The 18,680-nt window shown below is 44.0% G+C and carries 14 protein-coding genes, 2 rRNA genes and 1 pseudogene; 7 read left to right on the top strand and 10 right to left on the bottom strand.

Translation table 11 applies throughout. From position 1 onward, the window contains the following. Window positions 1–116: 116 nt before the first annotated feature. Together P4S61_RS08255 and P4S61_RS08260 are read right to left on the bottom strand one after the other, a co-directional pair. Window positions 117–3,003: ribosomal RNA gene (locus tag P4S61_RS08255) — 23S ribosomal RNA — on the bottom strand. Window positions 3,004–3,299: 296 nt separating this feature from the next. Beyond that, window positions 3,300–4,841, bottom strand: a 16S ribosomal RNA gene (locus P4S61_RS08260). The 16S and 23S rRNA genes sit together here, the layout of an rRNA operon. Before the next feature lie 607 nt (window positions 4,842–5,448). On the opposite strand from P4S61_RS08260, the gene P4S61_RS08265 reads away from it, so the two are divergent. Then, window positions 5,449–5,982, top strand: coding sequence for a gamma carbonic anhydrase family protein (locus P4S61_RS08265; protein WP_149983193.1), 534 nt, complete (start codon window positions 5,449–5,451; stop codon window positions 5,980–5,982). Here P4S61_RS08265 and P4S61_RS08270 read toward each other — a convergent pair. Further along, window positions 5,979–6,233: a DUF1488 domain-containing protein gene (locus P4S61_RS08270; RefSeq protein WP_145241786.1), complete on the bottom strand. Its 255-nt coding sequence runs from the start codon at window positions 6,231–6,233 to the stop codon at window positions 5,979–5,981. The genes P4S61_RS08265 and P4S61_RS08270 overlap by 4 nt on opposite strands. Continuing rightward, complete coding sequence (gene aroE / locus P4S61_RS08275) at window positions 6,230–7,054, bottom strand: shikimate dehydrogenase (RefSeq protein ID WP_145241784.1); 825 nt, start codon at window positions 7,052–7,054, stop codon at window positions 6,230–6,232. The genes P4S61_RS08270 and aroE overlap by 4 nt, the downstream gene beginning before the upstream one ends. Before the next feature lie 67 nt (window positions 7,055–7,121). Here aroE and P4S61_RS08280 point away from each other — a divergent pair, with 67 nt between their 5' ends. After that, window positions 7,122–7,559 (top strand): group II truncated hemoglobin, encoded by a 438-nt coding sequence (locus P4S61_RS08280; RefSeq protein WP_145241782.1) that lies wholly within the window; start codon window positions 7,122–7,124, stop codon window positions 7,557–7,559. Between the two features lie 99 nt (window positions 7,560–7,658). After that, window positions 7,659–9,260, top strand: a complete 1,602-nt coding sequence (locus tag P4S61_RS08285) for a methyl-accepting chemotaxis protein (RefSeq protein ID WP_145241780.1) — start codon at window positions 7,659–7,661, stop codon at window positions 9,258–9,260. A 50-nt stretch (window positions 9,261–9,310) separates the two neighbouring features. Here the strand turns inward: P4S61_RS08285 and hemF are convergent, their stop codons facing one another. From hemF to P4S61_RS08315, 6 genes are all read right to left on the bottom strand, one after another. Continuing rightward, window positions 9,311–10,228: an oxygen-dependent coproporphyrinogen oxidase gene (gene hemF / locus P4S61_RS08290; protein WP_337118113.1), complete on the bottom strand. Its 918-nt coding sequence runs from the start codon at window positions 10,226–10,228 to the stop codon at window positions 9,311–9,313. Window positions 10,229–10,230: 2 nt separating this feature from the next. Continuing rightward, window positions 10,231–10,797, bottom strand: coding sequence for an L-threonylcarbamoyladenylate synthase (locus P4S61_RS08295; protein ID WP_182731936.1), 567 nt, complete (start codon window positions 10,795–10,797; stop codon window positions 10,231–10,233). 37 nt (window positions 10,798–10,834) lie between these two features. Next, window positions 10,835–11,407, bottom strand: a complete 573-nt coding sequence (locus P4S61_RS08300; protein WP_182718494.1) for a DNA topoisomerase family protein — start codon at window positions 11,405–11,407, stop codon at window positions 10,835–10,837. A gap of 73 nt (window positions 11,408–11,480) precedes the next feature. Further along, a complete protein-coding gene (locus P4S61_RS08305; RefSeq protein WP_145241772.1) occupies window positions 11,481–11,954 on the bottom strand; it encodes a DUF494 family protein in 474 nt (157 codons plus the stop codon). Between the two features lie 22 nt (window positions 11,955–11,976). Further along, window positions 11,977–13,059: a DNA-processing protein DprA gene (gene dprA, locus P4S61_RS08310; RefSeq protein ID WP_337118114.1), complete on the bottom strand. Its 1,083-nt coding sequence runs from the start codon at window positions 13,057–13,059 to the stop codon at window positions 11,977–11,979. Window positions 13,060–13,088: 29 nt separating this feature from the next. Continuing rightward, the gene (locus tag P4S61_RS08315) at window positions 13,089–14,210 is read right to left on the bottom strand and encodes a LysM peptidoglycan-binding domain-containing protein (RefSeq protein WP_145241768.1); all 1,122 of its coding nucleotides are present in this window, start codon (window positions 14,208–14,210) and stop codon (window positions 13,089–13,091) included. A gap of 118 nt (window positions 14,211–14,328) precedes the next feature. Between P4S61_RS08315 and def the strand changes: the two genes are divergently transcribed. The 4 genes and pseudogenes from def (at window position 14,329) to trkA (ending at window position 18,490) form a co-directional block, all read left to right on the top strand. Further along, window positions 14,329–14,835 carry a peptide deformylase gene (gene def / locus P4S61_RS08320; RefSeq protein ID WP_182735374.1) on the top strand — a complete coding sequence of 169 codons (507 nt, stop codon included), beginning with the start codon at window positions 14,329–14,331 and terminating at the stop codon, window positions 14,833–14,835. A gap of 26 nt (window positions 14,836–14,861) precedes the next feature. Next, entirely contained in the window at window positions 14,862–15,815 is a 954-nt protein-coding gene (fmt, locus tag P4S61_RS08325) for a methionyl-tRNA formyltransferase (RefSeq protein WP_337118115.1), read from the top strand. Continuing rightward, a pseudogene (gene rsmB / locus P4S61_RS08330) lies at window positions 15,808–17,096 on the top strand (16S rRNA (cytosine(967)-C(5))-methyltransferase RsmB). Before fmt ends, rsmB begins: the two are co-directional and overlap by 8 nt. A gap of 17 nt (window positions 17,097–17,113) precedes the next feature. Next, the gene (gene trkA, locus P4S61_RS08335) at window positions 17,114–18,490 is read left to right on the top strand and encodes a Trk system potassium transporter TrkA (protein ID WP_064668279.1); all 1,377 of its coding nucleotides are present in this window, start codon (window positions 17,114–17,116) and stop codon (window positions 18,488–18,490) included. Window positions 18,491–18,680 lie beyond the last annotated feature (190 nt).

Below are 18,680 nucleotides of genomic sequence, written 5' to 3' on the forward strand. Positions count from 1 at the left end.
TCGCGTTAGCAATTAACTAAAATTTGGAATTCTGATAATAAAGTTTTCAGTAAATCTACTTTAGTCTATTAACTTCTTGCGCTATCAACTATCACATAAAACGCGTTTGGCGTTGTATGGTTAAGCCTCACGGGTAATTAGTACAAGTTAGCTTAACATATCACTATGCTTCCACATCTTGCCTATCAACGTTGTAGTCTTCAACGGCCCTTCAGAGAGCTTATAGCTCTAGTGAGAACTCATCTCGAGGCCTGCTTCGCGCTTAGATGCTTTCAGCGCTTATCAGTTCCGAACGTAGCTACCGGGCAATGCCATTGGCATGACAACCCGAACACCAGCGGTTCGTTCACTCCGGTCCTCTCGTACTAGGAGCAACCCCTCTCAATTCTCAAACGCCCACGGCAGATAGGGACCGAACTGTCTCACGACGTTCTAAACCCAGCTCGCGTACCACTTTAAATGGCGAACAGCCATACCCTTGGGACCGACTTCAGCCCCAGGATGTGATGAGCCGACATCGAGGTGCCAAACACCGCCGTCGATATGAACTCTTGGGCGGTATCAGCCTGTTATCCCCGGAGTACCTTTTATCCGTTGAGCGATGGCCCTTCCATTCAGAACCACCGGATCACTATGACCTACTTTCGTACCTGCTCGACGTGTCTGTCTCGCAGTTAAGCTGGCTTCTACCATTACACTAACCGTACGATGTCCGACCGTACTTAGCCAACCTTCGTGCTCCTCCGTTACTCTTTGGGAGGAGACCGCCCCAGTCAAACTACCCACCAGGCACTGTCCGTAACCCCGATTCAGGGGCCAACGTTAGAACATCAAAACTACAAGGGTGGTATTTCAAGGACGACTCCAACAAAACTAGCGTCTCATCTTCTAAGTCTCCCACCTATCCTACACATGTAGGTTCAATGTTCAGTGCCAAGCTGTAGTAAAGGTTCACGGGGTCTTTCCGTCTAGCCGCGGGTACACAGCATCTTCACTGCGATTTCAATTTCACTGAGTCTCGGGTGGAGACAGCGTGGCCATGGTTACACCATTCGTGCAGGTCGGAACTTACCCGACAAGGAATTTCGCTACCTTAGGACCGTTATAGTTACGGCCGCCGTTTACCGGGGCTTCGATCAAGAGCTTCTCCGAAGATAACCCCATCAATTAACCTTCCGGCACCGGGCAGGTGTCACACCGTATACGTCATCTTGCGATTTTGCACAGTGCTGTGTTTTTAATAAACAGTCCCAGCCACCTGGTCACTGCGGCTCCAATCAGCTTAGGGAGTAAATCCCATCACCAATCGGAGCGTACCTTCTCCCGAAGTTACGGTACGATTTTGCCTAGTTCCTTCACCCGAGTTCTCTCAAGCGCCTTAGTATTCTCTACCTGACCACCTGTGTCGGTTTGGGGTACGATTCGGTATAATCTGAAGCTTAGAGGCTTTTCCTGGAAGTATGGCATCAGCAACTTCATCACCTTAGTGACTCGTCTCGTGTCTCAGCCTAACAGCAACCCGGATTTACCTAAGTCACTAGCCTACTCACTTTCACATGGACTACCAACGCCATGCTTGCTTAGCCTGCTCCGTCCCCCCATCGCAATTATACCAAGTACGGAAATATTAATCCGTTTCCCATCGACTACGCCTTTCGGCCTCGCCTTAGGGGTCGACTTACCCTACCCTGATTAACATGGGATAGGAACCCTTGGTCTTCCGGCGTGCGGGTTTTTCACCCGCATTATCGTTACTCATGTCAGCATTCGCACTTCTGATACGTCCAGCATACCTCCCGGTACACCTTCAACCGCTTACAGAACGCTCCCCTACCACTCAGAATAAATTCTGAATCCGCAGCTTCGGTGCATAGTTTAGCCCCGTTACATCTTCCGCGCAGACCGACTCGACCAGTGAGCTATTACGCTTTCTTTAAAGGATGGCTGCTTCTAAGCCAACCTCCTGGCTGTCTGGGCCTTTCCACATCGTTTCCCACTTAACTATGACTTTGGGACCTTAGCTGGCGGTCTGGGTTGTTTCCCTCTTCACGACGGACGTTAGCACCCGCCGTGTGTCTCCCGGATATTACTTTACGGTATTCGGAGTTTGCAAAGGGTTGGTAAGTCGGGATGACCCCCTAGCCTTAACAGTGCTCTACCCCCGTAAGTATTCGTCCGAGGCTCTACCTAAATAGATTTCGGGGAGAACCAGCTATCTCCCGGTTTGATTAGCCTTTCACTCCTAGCCACAGGTCATCCCCTAACTTTTCAACGTTAGTGGGTTCGGTCCTCCAGTTGATGTTACTCAACCTTCAACCTGCCCATGGCTAGATCACCGGGTTTCGGGTCTATACCTTGCAACTAGTCGCCCAGTTAAGACTCGGTTTCCCTACGGCTACCCTATTCGGTTAACCTCGCTACAAAATATAAGTCGCTGACCCATTATACAAAAGGTACGCAGTCACCCAACAAGTGGGCTCCTACTGCTTGTACGTACACGGTTTCAGGTTCTATTTCACTCCCCTCACAGGGGTTCTTTTCGCCTTTCCCTCACGGTACTGGTTCACTATCGGTCAGTTGGGAGTATTTAGCCTTAGATGATGGTCCACCTATATTCAGTCAAAGTTTCACGTGCTCCGACCTACTCGATTTCACTTAAAAGGGATTTTCATGTACGGGACTATCACCCTGTATCGTGGCACTTTCCAGAGCCTTCCATTAACACCAATTAAGCTTAAGGGCTGTTCCGATTTCGCTCGCCGCTACTTTCGGAATCTCGGTTGATTTCTTTTCCTACGGGTACTTAGATGTTTCAGTTCTCCGCGTTCGCCTCGTTAACCTATGTATTCAGTTAACGATACCTGCAAGCAGGTGGGTTTCCCCATTCGGAAATCCTAGTCTCAAGTGCTTTTTACTAGCTTGACTAGGCTTATCGCAAGTTAATACGTCCTTCATCGCCTCCAACTGCCAAGGCATCCACCGTGTACGCTTAGTCACTTAACCATACAACCCAAACGGGTCTTTGTTTTGTGACAGTTTAACTTCGCCAGAAGTTAATATTGAATACTAAAGTAGATACCAATCAACAAACGTAAACGTTCATTAAATGGCACTGAATGATACTGCTATCATTCTTTTTTACTTTTGAAAACTCTGTACAAATACACTGTATTCATACGAATTTTATTATCAGCTTTTCCAAATTTTTAAAGAGCATATTAATTAGTTATCCCAAAGGGACACGCACTAATTAACAATCATCTGTGTGGACACTACGAACAAATAAGTTCTAAATCGTATAAGGAGGTGATCCAGCCCCAGGTTCCCCTAGGGCTACCTTGTTACGACTTCACCCCAGTCATGAATCACTCCGTGGTAAACGTCCTCCCGAGGGTTAGACTATCTACTTCTGGAGCAACCCACTCCCATGGTGTGACGGGCGGTGTGTACAAGGCCCGGGAACGTATTCACCGCGTCATTCTGATACGCGATTACTAGCGATTCCGACTTCATGGAGTCGAGTTGCAGACTCCAATCCGGACTACGACGCACTTTAAGTGATTCGCTTACTCTCGCGAGTTCGCAGCACTCTGTATGCGCCATTGTAGCACGTGTGTAGCCCTACACGTAAGGGCCATGATGACTTGACGTCGTCCCCACCTTCCTCCGGTTTATCACCGGCAGTCTCCTTAGAGTTCTCAGCATTACCTGCTAGCAACTAAGGATAGGGGTTGCGCTCGTTGCGGGACTTAACCCAACATCTCACAACACGAGCTGACGACAGCCATGCAGCACCTGTATCAGAGTTCCCGAAGGCACCAAACCATCTCTGGTAAGTTCTCTGTATGTCAAGTGTAGGTAAGGTTCTTCGCGTTGCATCGAATTAAACCACATGCTCCACCGCTTGTGCGGGCCCCCGTCAATTCATTTGAGTTTTAACCTTGCGGCCGTACTCCCCAGGCGGTCTACTTAATGCGTTAGCTTTGAAAAACAGAACCGAGGCTCCGAGCTTCTAGTAGACATCGTTTACGGCGTGGACTACCAGGGTATCTAATCCTGTTTGCTCCCCACGCTTTCGTACATGAGCGTCAGTGTTGACCCAGGTGGCTGCCTTCGCCATCGGTATTCCTTCAGATCTCTACGCATTTCACCGCTACACCTGAAATTCTACCACCCTCTATCACACTCTAGTTTGCCAGTTCGAAATGCAGTTCCCAGGTTGAGCCCGGGGCTTTCACATCTCGCTTAACAAACCGCCTGCGTACGCTTTACGCCCAGTAATTCCGATTAACGCTCGCACCCTCCGTATTACCGCGGCTGCTGGCACGGAGTTAGCCGGTGCTTCTTCTGTAAGTAACGTCACAGATAGCCTCTATTAAAGACTACCCTTTCCTCCTTACTGAAAGTGCTTTACAACCCGAAGGCCTTCTTCACACACGCGGCATGGCTGCATCAGGCTTGCGCCCATTGTGCAATATTCCCCACTGCTGCCTCCCGTAGGAGTCTGGGCCGTGTCTCAGTCCCAGTGTGGCTGATCATCCTCTCAAACCAGCTAGGGATCGTTGCCTTGGTAAGCCATTACCTTACCAACTAGCTAATCCCACTTGGGCTAATCTTTTGGCGTGAGGCCCGAAGGTCCCCCACTTTGGTCCGTAGACATTATGCGGTATTAGCAGTCGTTTCCAACTGTTGTCCCCCACCAAAAGGCATATTCCCAAGCATTACTCACCCGTCCGCCGCTCGTCAGCAAAGTAGCAAGCTACTCTCTGTTACCGCTCGACTTGCATGTGTTAGGCCTGCCGCCAGCGTTCAATCTGAGCCATGATCAAACTCTTCAATTAAAAGTTTTTTCTGTCCCTAAGGACATGCTCAATGAATTCTGAATTTATTTAATATCTTTCGATATTGAATTGACTGTGCCGAAGCAACTTATAAATAAGTTACTTCTGTTGGTCACTCAGTTTCAATTGAGACTCTAAATTTTTTGCCTTGCTTAGCGAACTAAGCTTGGCTGTTAGAACTCAATCTGTACGAGTGCCCACACAGATGATTGCTTTATATTGTTAAAGAACGTTGCGGTTAAAGTTAAACTTTATCTCGCTAGGGCTGCGCATATTACGCCTTCCTATTTTTTTGTCAACACTTAATTTTAAACTTTATTAAAAATCTAAACTCAAGTTTTACTCGACTAACTGATTAACTCTTGCCTCGCTAAGCGTTGCTGTCTGCCGTCTCAGTGGGGTCGCATTATAGGGCGCGGCGAATTTTACGCAAGCGTTTTTTAAAGAAAACTTGAAATAAAGTGCTGTTCGTTCAATTTACGCGCTAAACAGCTCAAAAGTGCTAGTTTAGTATACAGCACAGATCCTAGCTGGCCATTTTATAGGCTCTACTGCTACACTATTTACCTCTTACTATTGAACTTATTCTTAATTTATTAGGTGTTTTATGGCAATCCGTTCTTATAAAGGAATTACTCCTCGTTTTAACCAGTCTGTTTATATAGATGAGTCGGCTGTTTTAGTTGGTGATATCACATTAGGTGAAGATAGTAGTGTATGGCCATTAGTAGCAGCACGAGGGGACGTTAACTATATACGCATTGGTGAACGTACTAACGTGCAAGACGGCAGCGTGTTACATCTAACGCGTGCCAGTAAAAGTAACCCAGATGGTTATCCATTAATTATTGGTGATGATGTTACCGTTGGTCACAAGGTTATGTTGCACGGCTGTTGTTTGGGGAATCGTATTTTAGTCGGCATGGGCGCGATTGTAATGGATAATGCCATTGTTGAAGATGATGTGATAATTGGTGGCGGTTCATTAGTCCCACCAAACAAGCGCTTGGAATCGGGCTTTCTCTATGTGGGTAGTCCAGTAAAGCAGGCGCGCCCTTTAACCGAGCAAGAGCTGAGTTTTTTAAAAATATCAGCAACTAATTATGTTGAGCTTAAAGATGAGTATCTAGCTGAGGATTAACTCAGCACTGAAACAATGATTTGTCCTGCCGAGTTATATTCTTCATTCTCGATTAGTTGCTCGGCTATATCTTCATAGTCAAAACGCGCCTGTTCAAAATGTAACTTTGCAGCTTGTTGGTCTGCCAATGCTAGCGTGTGTGTGTCAATGACACATTCAACCATTAAGCCACTTACTTGAGCAAAAAACGTTAACAGCTGGGATTGTACGTTAAATTCAAATCGGTCGATAAATTGGATTGCTTGATTCATGCAAGCTCTCCGGTTTTTAATGCCCGAACAACAGGGAGTATTTCAGGCATATTATTGCGCCACACAAAATAGGCTTGTGCAGCTTGCCCTACTAGCATGCCACTTCCATCAAGTACGTTAATATTAGCCTTATAGCCCTGAGCCCATTGCATAAACAGCGTATTTTGCTGTGAATAAAACATATCATAAACATGTTCACAGCCATCAAGGTGTTTTTTATCAAGCGCAGGCAATTCACCAAGCATACTGCTAGATGTAGAGTTTACAATTAGCGAGTAATCACTTACTGGCAAATCATCAAAACCATAGCCAGTTACATTACCGTATTGGGCAAATAATTCAGCTAGTTCCTTAGCTTTTGCTGCCGTACGATTGACTATAATGATTTCACTCGGCTGTTGTGCCAATAACGGTAAAACCACGCCACGTGCAGCGCCTCCGGCACCTATAAGTAAGACCCGTTTATCTTTAATGGTAACCTGATTCGCAAGCAGATCGTTCACAAAACCAATGCCATCGGTGTTGTCACCTAGCAAGCGCCCATCATCTAATAACTTAATAGTATTTACTGCTCCGACAATGGTTGCCAATTCAGTTCGCTCATCAACTAGCGCAAATGCTTGCTCTTTAAATGGCACTGTAACATTAGCTCCTTTACCGCCTGTGGCAAAAAAATCGGCCACGGCTTTTTTAAAACCATCAATCGGTGCTAATATTGCGCTGTATTCGATTTGTTCGCCCAATGAGGTTGCAAATTGCTGATGTATCGCAGGGGATTTTGAGTGTTTAATAGGATTTCCAAAAACTGCATATTTGTCCATATTTGAGCAACCTCTTTGTGCAGTAACATTACCTCGTAACTTACTGCTAATTAATGATGATAAAACTATGATTAAACGATTCTTTTCAAAATCGAAACCACCAGAACAACAGCAAGCACCAACGCCAGAAAAAACACCTTATCAACTGATGGGTGGAGAAGCTGGTGCTTTAGCACTTGCGAATCGATTCTACGACATTATGGCCAGCGATGAATACGCTAAACCGTTATATGATATGCATCCTCAACCATTGGACCGTATTCGCCAAGTGTTTTTTGAGTTTTTATCAGGGTGGTTAGGCGGCCCAGACTTGTTTGTTGAAAAGCATGGTCACCCTATGCTGCGTAAACGCCATATGCCTTTTCCAATTGATCAAGATTTACGAGATCAATGGATGTATTGCATGAATAAAGCGTTAGACGCGGAAATTGATAATCCCTTATTACGAGAAGGGTTACGTAAATCTTTGGCACAACTTGCCAGTCATATGATTAATCAGCACTAGCACTTCTCTTTAACTGCACGTTATTTGCGCTAAGTCAAAACGGCCTTTTTTTAAATATAGATAATACGTGATCAAATATTTAGAAAAAGCGTCGTGCGTGTGAAATCAATCCAACATAAAATTTATGCCCTATTGGCCCTAACAGGCATTATTGTGTTAATTGCCAGTATTCTTAGTAGCTCAAGCCAACAACGAACGCTTGCGCAAGACACTGTTGCAGAAAATATTAAGCTTCTTGCTGATAACTACTTTGACTCTATCAATACTTTGATGATCACAGGCACCATGGCAAATAGAGAGCTATTAAGCCAAAAACTACGCAAGCACCCAAATATTGAAGATGCGCATATTATTCGCTCCCCAATTGTTAATAAACTTTATGGGCCGGGCAATAAAAATCAAGCGCCGAGCAACGATATCGAACGCGAGGCTTTAAAAGGCAAGGAAACATTGCTAATTGATCAGCAAAATAATAGCCGCAGTATAACTTTTCTGCGCCCTATGTTTGCCAGTAGCGATTATAAAGGCACTAATTGCCTTGGCTGTCATCAAGCACAAGAAGGTGATGTACTCGGCGTAGTTAAAATTAGTTACTCATTAGCTGATATTGATAATGCGGTGACTTACAACACCCTAGTAAATACCGCATTACTCTCTATTATTTTTATTATTGCCTTTGTATTACTGGGCATTATGTTTAGACAAATTTTTATTGTACGCCTTAAAAAGCTAGGTCATGCTATGCATTTAGCTACAACCAACAAAGATTTAAGCCTGCGAATTGACGATAGCGCTGAAGATGAACTGGGTTGGCTCGCCACCAGCTTTAATAAGATGATCGCTACCTTTAAAGATAATATTGCTCAAGTATCTCATTCATCAAAAGTATTGATCCACTCAGCAGAAAAAATTTATACCTCAGCGGATACTACTGAGCGCGCTATTTTAGAGCAAAAGAAAAATACAGACTCCGTGGCAGCTGCTATAAACGAACTAGAGAGCTCCTCTAATGAAGTAAAAAACACCACTCACTTTGCCTCTGAAAAATCAGAAAACAGTAATGAACTTGCACAACAAAGTATGCATGTTGCTGAACAAACAGAACTCAGTATTAATCAATTGGCAGACGATGTTCGCCAAGCTGCAGCGCAAGTAAGTCAACTACAAGTACAAACACTTGAGGTAGGAAAAGTACTCGAAGTGATTAGCAGTATTGCTGAACAGACCAATTTGTTAGCTCTTAATGCTGCGATTGAAGCCGCACGTGCAGGTGAAGCTGGGCGGGGCTTTGCTGTGGTGGCTGATGAAGTACGTACATTGGCAACTCGTACTCATGCATCCACCGATGAAATTCGTCGCACAATCGACAAACTACAATCCGAAGCGGCGCAAACGGTTAAAACCATGGGTGAATCGTGTGAGGAGGCTGATGCTAGAGCGCAACAAGTAAAAAATGTTGCTCAAGCTTTAAAAGATATTTCTATGCAGATGAATGAAATAAATCAACTTAATATTCAAATAGCCGACGCGACAGAACAACAAAACTTAGCCGCAGAGGAAATAAATAGGAGTGTTATTGGTATTAGTGATAACGCTGAGCGGTCATTAGTGGATGCTAACGATAACCAAAAAGTAAGTGAGGAGCTGTTAAATCTAGCGCGTTCACTGGATGAGCAAGTAAGAAGCTTTAAATTGATGTAATACTTAAAGTTGCCAGTCAATAAACCAGATATTGACTGGCAGCCTGCTTACTATGCTAGCCCTAACCAGTCTCTTGGTTTTAAAAAGTCAGCGTATAGCTTATTTTCAGCACTGCCTTCTTCGGGTGTATAGTTATATTCCCAACGCGCTAGCGGCGGCATCGACATTAATATTGATTCTGTACGTCCGCCACTTTGCAAGCCAAATAAAGTGCCACGATCCCACACTAAGTTAAACTCAACATAACGGCCACGACGATAAAGTTGGAAGTCTCGTTGCTGCTCAGTAAATGGGGTTGCTTTTCTACGTTCAATAATAGGTAAATAAGCCCCTAAAAAGCCATTGCCTACTGCTTGCATAAAGGCAAAGCTTTGCTCAAACCTGGCTTCATTCAAATCATCAAAGAATAAACCGCCGACACCGCGCGTTTCATCGCGATGTTTTAGGTAAAAATACTCGTCACACCATTTTTTATATTTAGGGTAAACCTCATCTCCAAACGGCGCACATAAATCATGCGCGACTTGATGCCAATGTTGAACATCTTCAAGCTCAGGATAAAATGGCGTTAAGTCAAAACCACCACCAAACCACCAAATAGGCTCCTCACCTTGCTTTTCTGCAATGAAAAAGCGTACGTTAGCGTGGCTCGTTGGAATATGTGGATTGTTTGGGTGGATCACTAGCGAGACACCACAGGCATGGAAGCTACGACCAGCAAGTTCTGGACGATGCGCAGTTGCCGATGCCGGCATCGAAGCACCAAACACATGCGAGTAGTTCACCCCACCTTGCTCGATCACATTGCCACCACGAATAACACGAGTTCGCCCACCACCGCCTTCTTCGCGCTGCCAACTGTCTTCTACAAACTTGGCTTGGCCATCAGCTTGCTCTAAACCTTGGCAAATTGTGTCTTGCAAGGCCATCAGGTAGGTTTTTACTTGTTCGAGTAAATTGCTGTGCATGGTTATCCTCTAAATACTTTGCCGGTCATTACATCTTTAATAGTGCTAGGCTGCGTGTTACCACCAAGTGGTTCATCTACATAAAATGCCACCAGCTCGCCAAACTCACTTTTAGCCATTGCAATACTAGTGACCGTATCATGTCCTGATAAGTTAGCACTAGTAGACACAAGAGGTTTGCCTAATTCTTGGCATAAGCGCTTTACTGTTGGGTGATTAGTTACACGCACAGCAATACTATCAAATTGTCCTGTTAACCATTTAGGCGTACCTTTAGCCGCTGGCATAACCCAAGTAATTGCGCCGGGCCAGCTGGAAAAAATATCAGCGCGTTTATCCATCGGAATTTTTGCATCATCAACATACTTTAATAATTGCCCATAATTATCGGCAATTAAAATTAAGCCTTTTTCAAATGGCCGCTGCTTTATTGCAAGTAAGCGCTCCACAGCTTGCTGATTATCGGGGTCACAGCCTAAGCCATAAACAGCTTCGGTTGGGTAAACAATAACCCCGCCTTGCGACACAGCAGCAAGGGCAGTTAAAGGAACTGAGGTAGTATCAGTCACTGAAAATCTCCAAATACAATAAAATTAAAGCCGGTAATTATTCGCTCACCGTGAATTTATGCGAGCAACTTTTCTGAGGGCATTGTAGCACAACACTATTGGTCATTTGCTTTTGCATCATTACTGGCCATTGGCACGCGGGGCAGATATGGCTAACTGGTTTGTGATTGAGTGTGTATTTACAACTTGGATAGCTATTACATGAATAAAATGTTTTACCAAATTTATTACTACGCGCCACTAACTGGCCTTTTTTACACTTAGGGCAAGCAGGTAAAACTTCTTCATTTGGCTCAGGCTCATCATGAGCAATATAGTGACACTCAGGATAACCCGTACAGCCAATAAACATACCATAGCGGCCATTCTTCACTACTAGCGGATTACCACACTCTGGACAAGGGCTATCATCAAGTACTTTGATTTGTTGAGTATCATGTTGAGCAAGCGAGCGAATAAAATCACATTCGGGATAACTCGCACAGCCAAGGAAAGGACCTGATTTACTGTTGCGGATCACAAGCTCTGAACCGCATTTAGGGCACACTTCGTATTCTTTTTCTAAGGCATGTTGATTTGCAGAAAAAAGCGATTGGTCGATTTTACTCATGTGTTCCCTAAGCAGCTGACTAATTTTCGCCTAATATACCCAAACTAATTAAAGATACAAGCGCAGCACTTGCTTAATGTAGTACCTCTGCCGGCTCATCAAAAATAAGTTCTTCCATTTGTGCATAAGCTTGCTCTGAGCCTGGCACATTAAACAACACCATAAGTACCACCCATTTTAAATCATCAAGTGATATATAAGATTTATCTAATGCGAACAAACGATCCATAACCATTTCACGCGTTGCGCTGTTGATCACTCCGACTTGTTCTACAAACATTAAAAAGCCCCGACACTCTACGCTCAGCATGTGGCATTCACTATCGGTGAAAATACGTATCGCATGTTGTGGGAGGCGGTTTAAATAAGGGAATTCATCACTGTGCTGCAAGTCAGCAAGCTGCTCAAGCCAATCAAGTGCTTTGTATATTTCGGGCTTATTAAAGCCGGCACGTAATAATTCGTCAGTGAGTTCATTATGCTCAACAAAGACTTCGGCTTCGCTGTGAATGTAGTTTTCAAACAGATACATGAGGATATCGAACATGTTACTTTCCTCCACACTAAGCTTATCGAACTCTAATATAGCCATCTAATACACGCTCTACTCTATCTTCCAATTCAAGATCAAGTAAACGTGCTTGCACTTTATCTATTGGCCACTGGCTACGCTGAGCAATTAAATCAACAGCTGTTACTTCAAAACCAACACTGTTTAGTATTTCGCAGGCAGGTTCATCAACCGTTGCTTCTTCTATAGTATATAGACTGTTTTCGCAGAAAAAGCTCACTTCGTCTAGAATATCACTGACATTTTCCACCAGCTTTGCACCTTGTTTAATTAAAAAGTGACTGGCTTCAGAGAGTGGATTTTTAATTGAACCAGGCACTGCAAAAACTTCTTTGTTTTGCTCCAGCGCATACCGCACGGTGATAAGCGAACCGCTTTTTATTTCAGCCTCGACAATCAACACACCTAATGACAAACCAGATATTATACGATTACGTCTTGGGAAGTTATTAGCATTAGCGGCTGTACCGGGTAAAAACTCGCTCACCAACATCCCCCGTTCGGATACTTGATCGGTGAGTAACTTATGCCGTTTAGGATAATAAACATCCACTCCAGTACCAAGCACTGCAATGGTTTTACCATTGCCCGCCAGCGCTCCTTTGTGGGCAGCACCATCAATACCAAGCGCCATTCCGGAAGTTACCGTTAATCCTGCCAAAGTGAGTTGATGAGCAAATTCAGCGGCGATCTCTAAACCGATTGGCGTGGCATTGCGGCTTCCAACAATAGCGATTTGCGGACTGGTCAATAACTCTAAATTGCCTCGGCAAAATAGCAATAAAGGCGCGCTAGCAATTTCTTTTAATAATGGTGGATAGTGAGGATCGAAGTAATCAATTGCGGTTATCTGTGAGTTAACAATTATCTGTTGATAATAGTCAACTTGCTGCCAATCGGTTGCCAGTAAATTAGTGGCGACATGCGGGCTTAAACCATGACCGGTAAGCTGCTCATGAGTCAGCTCAAACAAATCATCTAATGGCAGTTTTTGTGCCAATGCCAATAAGGTTTTAACACCTAAGCCTTTACATAAATAAAAGGCAAGCCAATGGGTTAGCTTGCCTGATGAATCTTTCATGCTCCCTCCTTAGAGCACTCAAACCTGAATTAATTTATAACTGCAAAATCACCGACTCGGATTGGGTGCTGGTTTTTTACGATTAAGGCATAACTAACGTTTTTATAAACTTTAAACACCATTAGCTGACCGACCTGTTCTTTTGGCATATGCCACACAGTCGTGTCGGCATCTGCCTCTACGCCAAAAAATTCGTTGGCGTTTGTTACTAACTTTTCAAGGCTATTTGAATCTTCTTTGTAGCGTGGGCCATTACGACCATCAAAAACAGTCGGTGATTGACGCTCAATATCTAAAATGTGGCCTTCTTTAATTTGCTGCTCTGACCCTAAGTTTAGCACTACAATATCCATTGTGCTGAATTCTCGTAATCCACTCACTGATGCGATGATTTCACCTTGCACTGGCTGCTCAGGACGATGAATATTAAAATACGCAGGTAATAGCTGACCTTCTATCGCAGGCATTAAAAAATCACCCGCTTTGATCTCTCTCTTTACCTGTTCAATTTTAACTGAAGCAGGTACACCATTGGCAATATCACCTTTTCTAAATACACGACCCACCGCCACTAATTGTGCTTTATTAGCCAACACTTCGTTTGTTTGCGGATCAACATATGCTTCGCCCTTGCGGTAAATAGCGTATGACTCGTGTAATTTCAGCTCACCTTTAACATAAACTATATGGCCTTCGGTATTCATTTTAGTGTTGACATTGGCTCCTAAAATATAAGGTTTATCGGCAATGTCATCAGCATTTAGTGCTTGCTCATAGATTAGGTAAGGACGCAGCAGCTCAAGAGGTAAAGTAGGGATCGCATTTTTACCTTTTTGTACAATTCGACCATGTGGAGAAAGCTTTTTATAACCCTGATTAATCACCAAACGTGGATTACCGTGCTCATCATAGATTAAAGACAGTGCATCCCCTGGGTAAATTAGGTGTGGATTATTAATTTGTGGATTCATTTGCCAAAGTTCCGGCCACTGCCAAGGCTCTTGCAAATAAACCCCTGAAATATCCCAAAGTGTATCGCCCTTTTTCACAACGTATTGTTTAGGCGCATCTTTTTTTATAGTTAATACATCTGCTAAGGATGGGAAAGTAGCACTTAATGCCAACATTGCCGCGAGTAATGGGTATTTCATTGAGCTTCCTTGTGGTGTTTTTTCATTATTATCAACCAAAACCTGTTAAAGGTGAACGCGAATGGCTAAAATAAGAGCATACAATACCCTAAATTAAGCACAAGTGAAAAAGGTTACTATGGCTAGGTTAGAAGTTTTAAGATTTCCAGATGAGCGTTTACGTACAATAGCAAAAGAAGTGGTGCAAGTTGACGACCAAATTCGCCAAATTGTAAAAGACATGCTGGAAACTATGTATGATGAAAACGGCATTGGATTAGCTGCGACTCAAGTCGATATTCATCAACGTATTGTGGTCATTGACGTATCAGAAGAACGTGATAAACCGTTAGTATTGATCAACCCGACAATCACTAAACAAGATGGCACCACGGTAAGTGAAGAAGGCTGTTTATCTGTGCCACACTCTTATGCAAAAGTTGACCGCGCAGAAACTGTAACAGTGACCGCATTAAACGAAAATGGCGAAGAGTTTAGTTTAGATGCTGATGAGCTACTAGCAATTTGCATCCAGCATGAGCTTGACCATTTACAGGGTAAACTATTTATCGATTACTTATCACCGTTAAAGCGCCAACGTATTCGTAAAAAACTTGAAAAAGAAGCTAAGTTAGCAGCGCAATAATACCTTAGTAATAATTAGGAAGTTCAGTGACACAACCATTACGCATTATTTTTGCCGGTACGCCAGACTTTGCTGCGCGCCATTTACAAGCTCTTATCGACTCAGAGCATCAAATTGTTGGCGTGTATAGCCAACCCGACCGTCCAGCAGGGCGCGGTAAAAAACTCAAAGCCAGTGAAGTGAAAGAGCTAGCACTGGCCAATGATTTAGCAGTGTTTCAACCTGCCTCATTAAAAAGTGACGACGCTCTGGCTGAACTAAGCAGCTTAAATGCTGACCTTATGATCGTGGTCGCTTATGGATTACTGTTACCAAAAGCAATTTTAGAGGCGCCACGGCTTGGTTGTTTAAATGTACACGGCTCAATTTTACCGCGCTGGCGTGGTGCCGCGCCGATTCAACGCGCTATCTGGGCGGGCGATGAAGAGACTGGCGTCACCATAATGCAAATGGATGAAGGCCTAGATACCGGCGACATGCTGCATATTAGCCGCTGCCCTATTACCGCCACTGAAACAAGTGCAAGTTTATACGCTAAGCTTGCCGATTTAGGCCCAAGCGCACTAATAGACACCATTACTAAGTTAGCTAATGGCGAAATTACCCCGCAAGTACAAAATGACGAGCTTGCCAATTACGCTAAAAAGCTATCTAAAGACGAAGCAAATATTGATTGGTCGATGGACGCAGCGCAAATAGAGCGTAATATCCGCTCATTCAATCCATGGCCGGTCTGTTTTACCCAAATGGGTGAACACACTGTAAAAGTTTATCAAGCTAATGTTGTTGACCAGCAAGGCACGGCAGGCATGGTATTACAAAGCGATAAACACGGCATTGTGATTGCCTGTGGTACTAACGCACTTAATATCACTCAAGTACAACCACAAGGTAAAAAGCCAATGGCCATTACTGACTTTTTAAATGGTCGAGCAGACTGGGTAACTCCTGGCACACGAATAGGCGAACACAATGAGTAATGTCAGGGCACTTGCCGCCGAAACTTTATATAACGTGGTTGATAAAGGCGCCTCATTAAATCAAGAGCTGCCTTTTGCCAGCCAAGGTTTACCACCTAAAGATAAAGCGTTATTACAGCAAATTTGTTACGGCGTACTGCGTTATTTACCAAGTTTAGAAAATTATTGTCAACATTTAGTTGAGCAGCCACTTAAAGGTAAGCGCCGTATATTCCAGTTCTTACTGTATGTGGGCATTTACCAACTACAACATATGCGGGTTCCACCGCATGCAGCCATTAGCGAAACGGTTAATGCATTAGAACAACTGCGCGCATTGGGTTTAAAAGGCTTGATCAACGCTATTTTACGCAGCTTTCAGCGCCAGCAAGTAGAGCTGGAAGAAAAAGCCAAGCAAATACCAGTGTGTTTATACAACCACCCAAACTGGTTTATCAAACAAGTAACTGAAGCTTACCCTGACTCTTGGCAAGCTCTACTAGAAGCGAACCAGCAGCAAGCACCAATGTGGTTGCGTGTTAACCAAGCGCAATATAGCACCGCTGAATATAGCGAAATGCTCACTGCTAATGACATTGAACATACACTCAATCCTGATTTCCCTGATGGTATTAAGCTGGATAAACCGCGCGATGTGTTTTCGTTGCCTGAATTCGACACCGGCGCATGTTCAGTACAAGATGCAGCAGCACAGCTTGCGGCACGCTTGTTAGATCCAAAAGCTGACGAGCATATTCTAGATGCCTGCGCAGCACCGGTGGTAAAACCTGTCACATTCTAGAACTCGCAGATGCTGATGTACTGGCACTTGATAGCGATGCCACCCGCCTTGAACGTGTAAAGCAAAACCTTGAAAGAATTGGCTTAGGCGCTGATTTACAATGTGCCGATGCTTCGCAGCCACACAAATGGTGGGATGAGCAACAGTTTGACCGTATTCTATTAGACGTTCCTTGCTCTGCAACGGGTGTAATTCGTCGTCACCCAGATATCAAATGGCTACGTCGTGCATCAGATATCAATGATCTGGCGACACTCCAGGGCGATATTCTCAATAGCATTTGGCCATTATTGAAACCAGGTGGCACGCTAATTTATGCAACCTGCTCGGTATTACCACAAGAGAACCAACAGCAAGTCGCTAAATTTTTAGCAAATAATAACGATGTTGAACATACCCCGCTACATGATAACGATACCCCAAGCAACCCTGGGCTGCAGTTACTGCCTGGTGAGAGTGACGGATTTTATTATGCCAAGCTTATAAAAACACACTCATAAGAAGCTTTTAGTAAACCATGAAAATAATCATACTCGGTGCAGGACAAGTAGGCGGTACACTCGCTGAAAACCTGGTAGGTGAACAAAACGAAATCACGGTTGTTGATATTGATGGCAACCGATTACGTGAGTTACAAGATAAATACGATCTACAGGGTGTTACAGGTCATAGTGCCCACCCTGATGTATTACGCCGCGCCGGTGCGGAAGACGCCGATATGATCATCGCAGTGACCAGTTCAGATGAAGTGAACATGGTCGCTTGCCAAGTCGCGTATAGTATTTTTAATACGCCGACTAAAATTGCTCGGATCCGTTCTGAGCAATACTTAAAGTACCGCGAAAAGCTCTTTCAAAACGATGATTTACCTGTTGACCACTATATTGCTCCAGAGCAACTAGTGACTAAGTATATTCGTCGCTTGATTGATTATCCTGGTGCGTTACAAGTTTTAGAGTTTGGCGATGGCATGCTCTCGCTGGTTGCGGTAAAGGCTTACTACGGTGGATTGTTAGTCGGTTATGCATTGTCAGCATTAAAAGAGCATATTCCTAATGTTGAAACTCGTGTTGCCGCGATTTACCGCCAAGGTAAAGCAATCAAACCACTGGGTACTACAGTAATTGAAGCGGATGATGAAGTGTTCTTCCTCGCTGCCACCAAACATATTCGTGCAGTAATGAATGAACTACAGAAATTAGAGCGTTCATACAAAAAAATTATGATTGCTGGTGGCGGTAATATTGGTGCTGGGCTTGCTCGCTCTCTGGAAAAGAATCATAGCGTAAAATTGCTTGAACGAAATAAAGAACGTGCTGAGCAGTTATCAGAAATGCTTGATAATACAGTGGTGTTTTGTGGTGATGCGTCAGATCAGGAGTTGTTATCAGAAGAACACATCGAACAAGTTGATGTATTCATCGCGGTAACCAATGATGATGAAGCTAATATTATGTCAGCCATGCTCGCTAAACGCATGGGTGCGCAAAAAACTATGGTGCTTATTCAGCGCGGTGCATATGTTGATTTAGTGCAAGGTGGCGAAATTGATATTGCCATTTCACCACAGCAAGCCACGATTTCTGCCCTGCTTACCCATGTTCGCCGCGGTGATATTGTTAATGTGTATTCATTACGTAAAGGCGCAGCAGAAGCCATTGAGGCGGTGGCCCATGGCGACGAACATACCTCTAAAGTTGTCGGCCGTGCAATTGCTGATATTAAGCTGCCTGCAGGTACCACGATTGGCGCGATTGTCCGTAATGATGATGTACTCATTGCCCACGACGACACGATAATTCACTCAGGCGATCACGTCATTATGTTCTTGATCGATAAAAAGCATATCAACGTAGTTGAAAAACTGTTCCAAGTTAGCGCTATCTTTCTCTAAGTTACTCCTCACCTTTCGACACAAAGCAACTGTATCGAAAGGTGAATTTCCACCTCCAACACATGCAAATAAAAATCAATCTCAAAAGCATTTACTTATGTACCCAAATCCATTACTCTCACGCTGTTTGATAATCAAGCGTTTTCTCTTTCTGTGAGAAGTTAATTTCACATTTTTTAATATAAATGGA

It is taken from the genome of Pseudoalteromonas sp. B160 (assembly GCF_037162485.1).
Classification (GTDB): Bacteria; Pseudomonadota; Gammaproteobacteria; order Enterobacterales; family Alteromonadaceae; genus Pseudoalteromonas; species Pseudoalteromonas rhizosphaerae.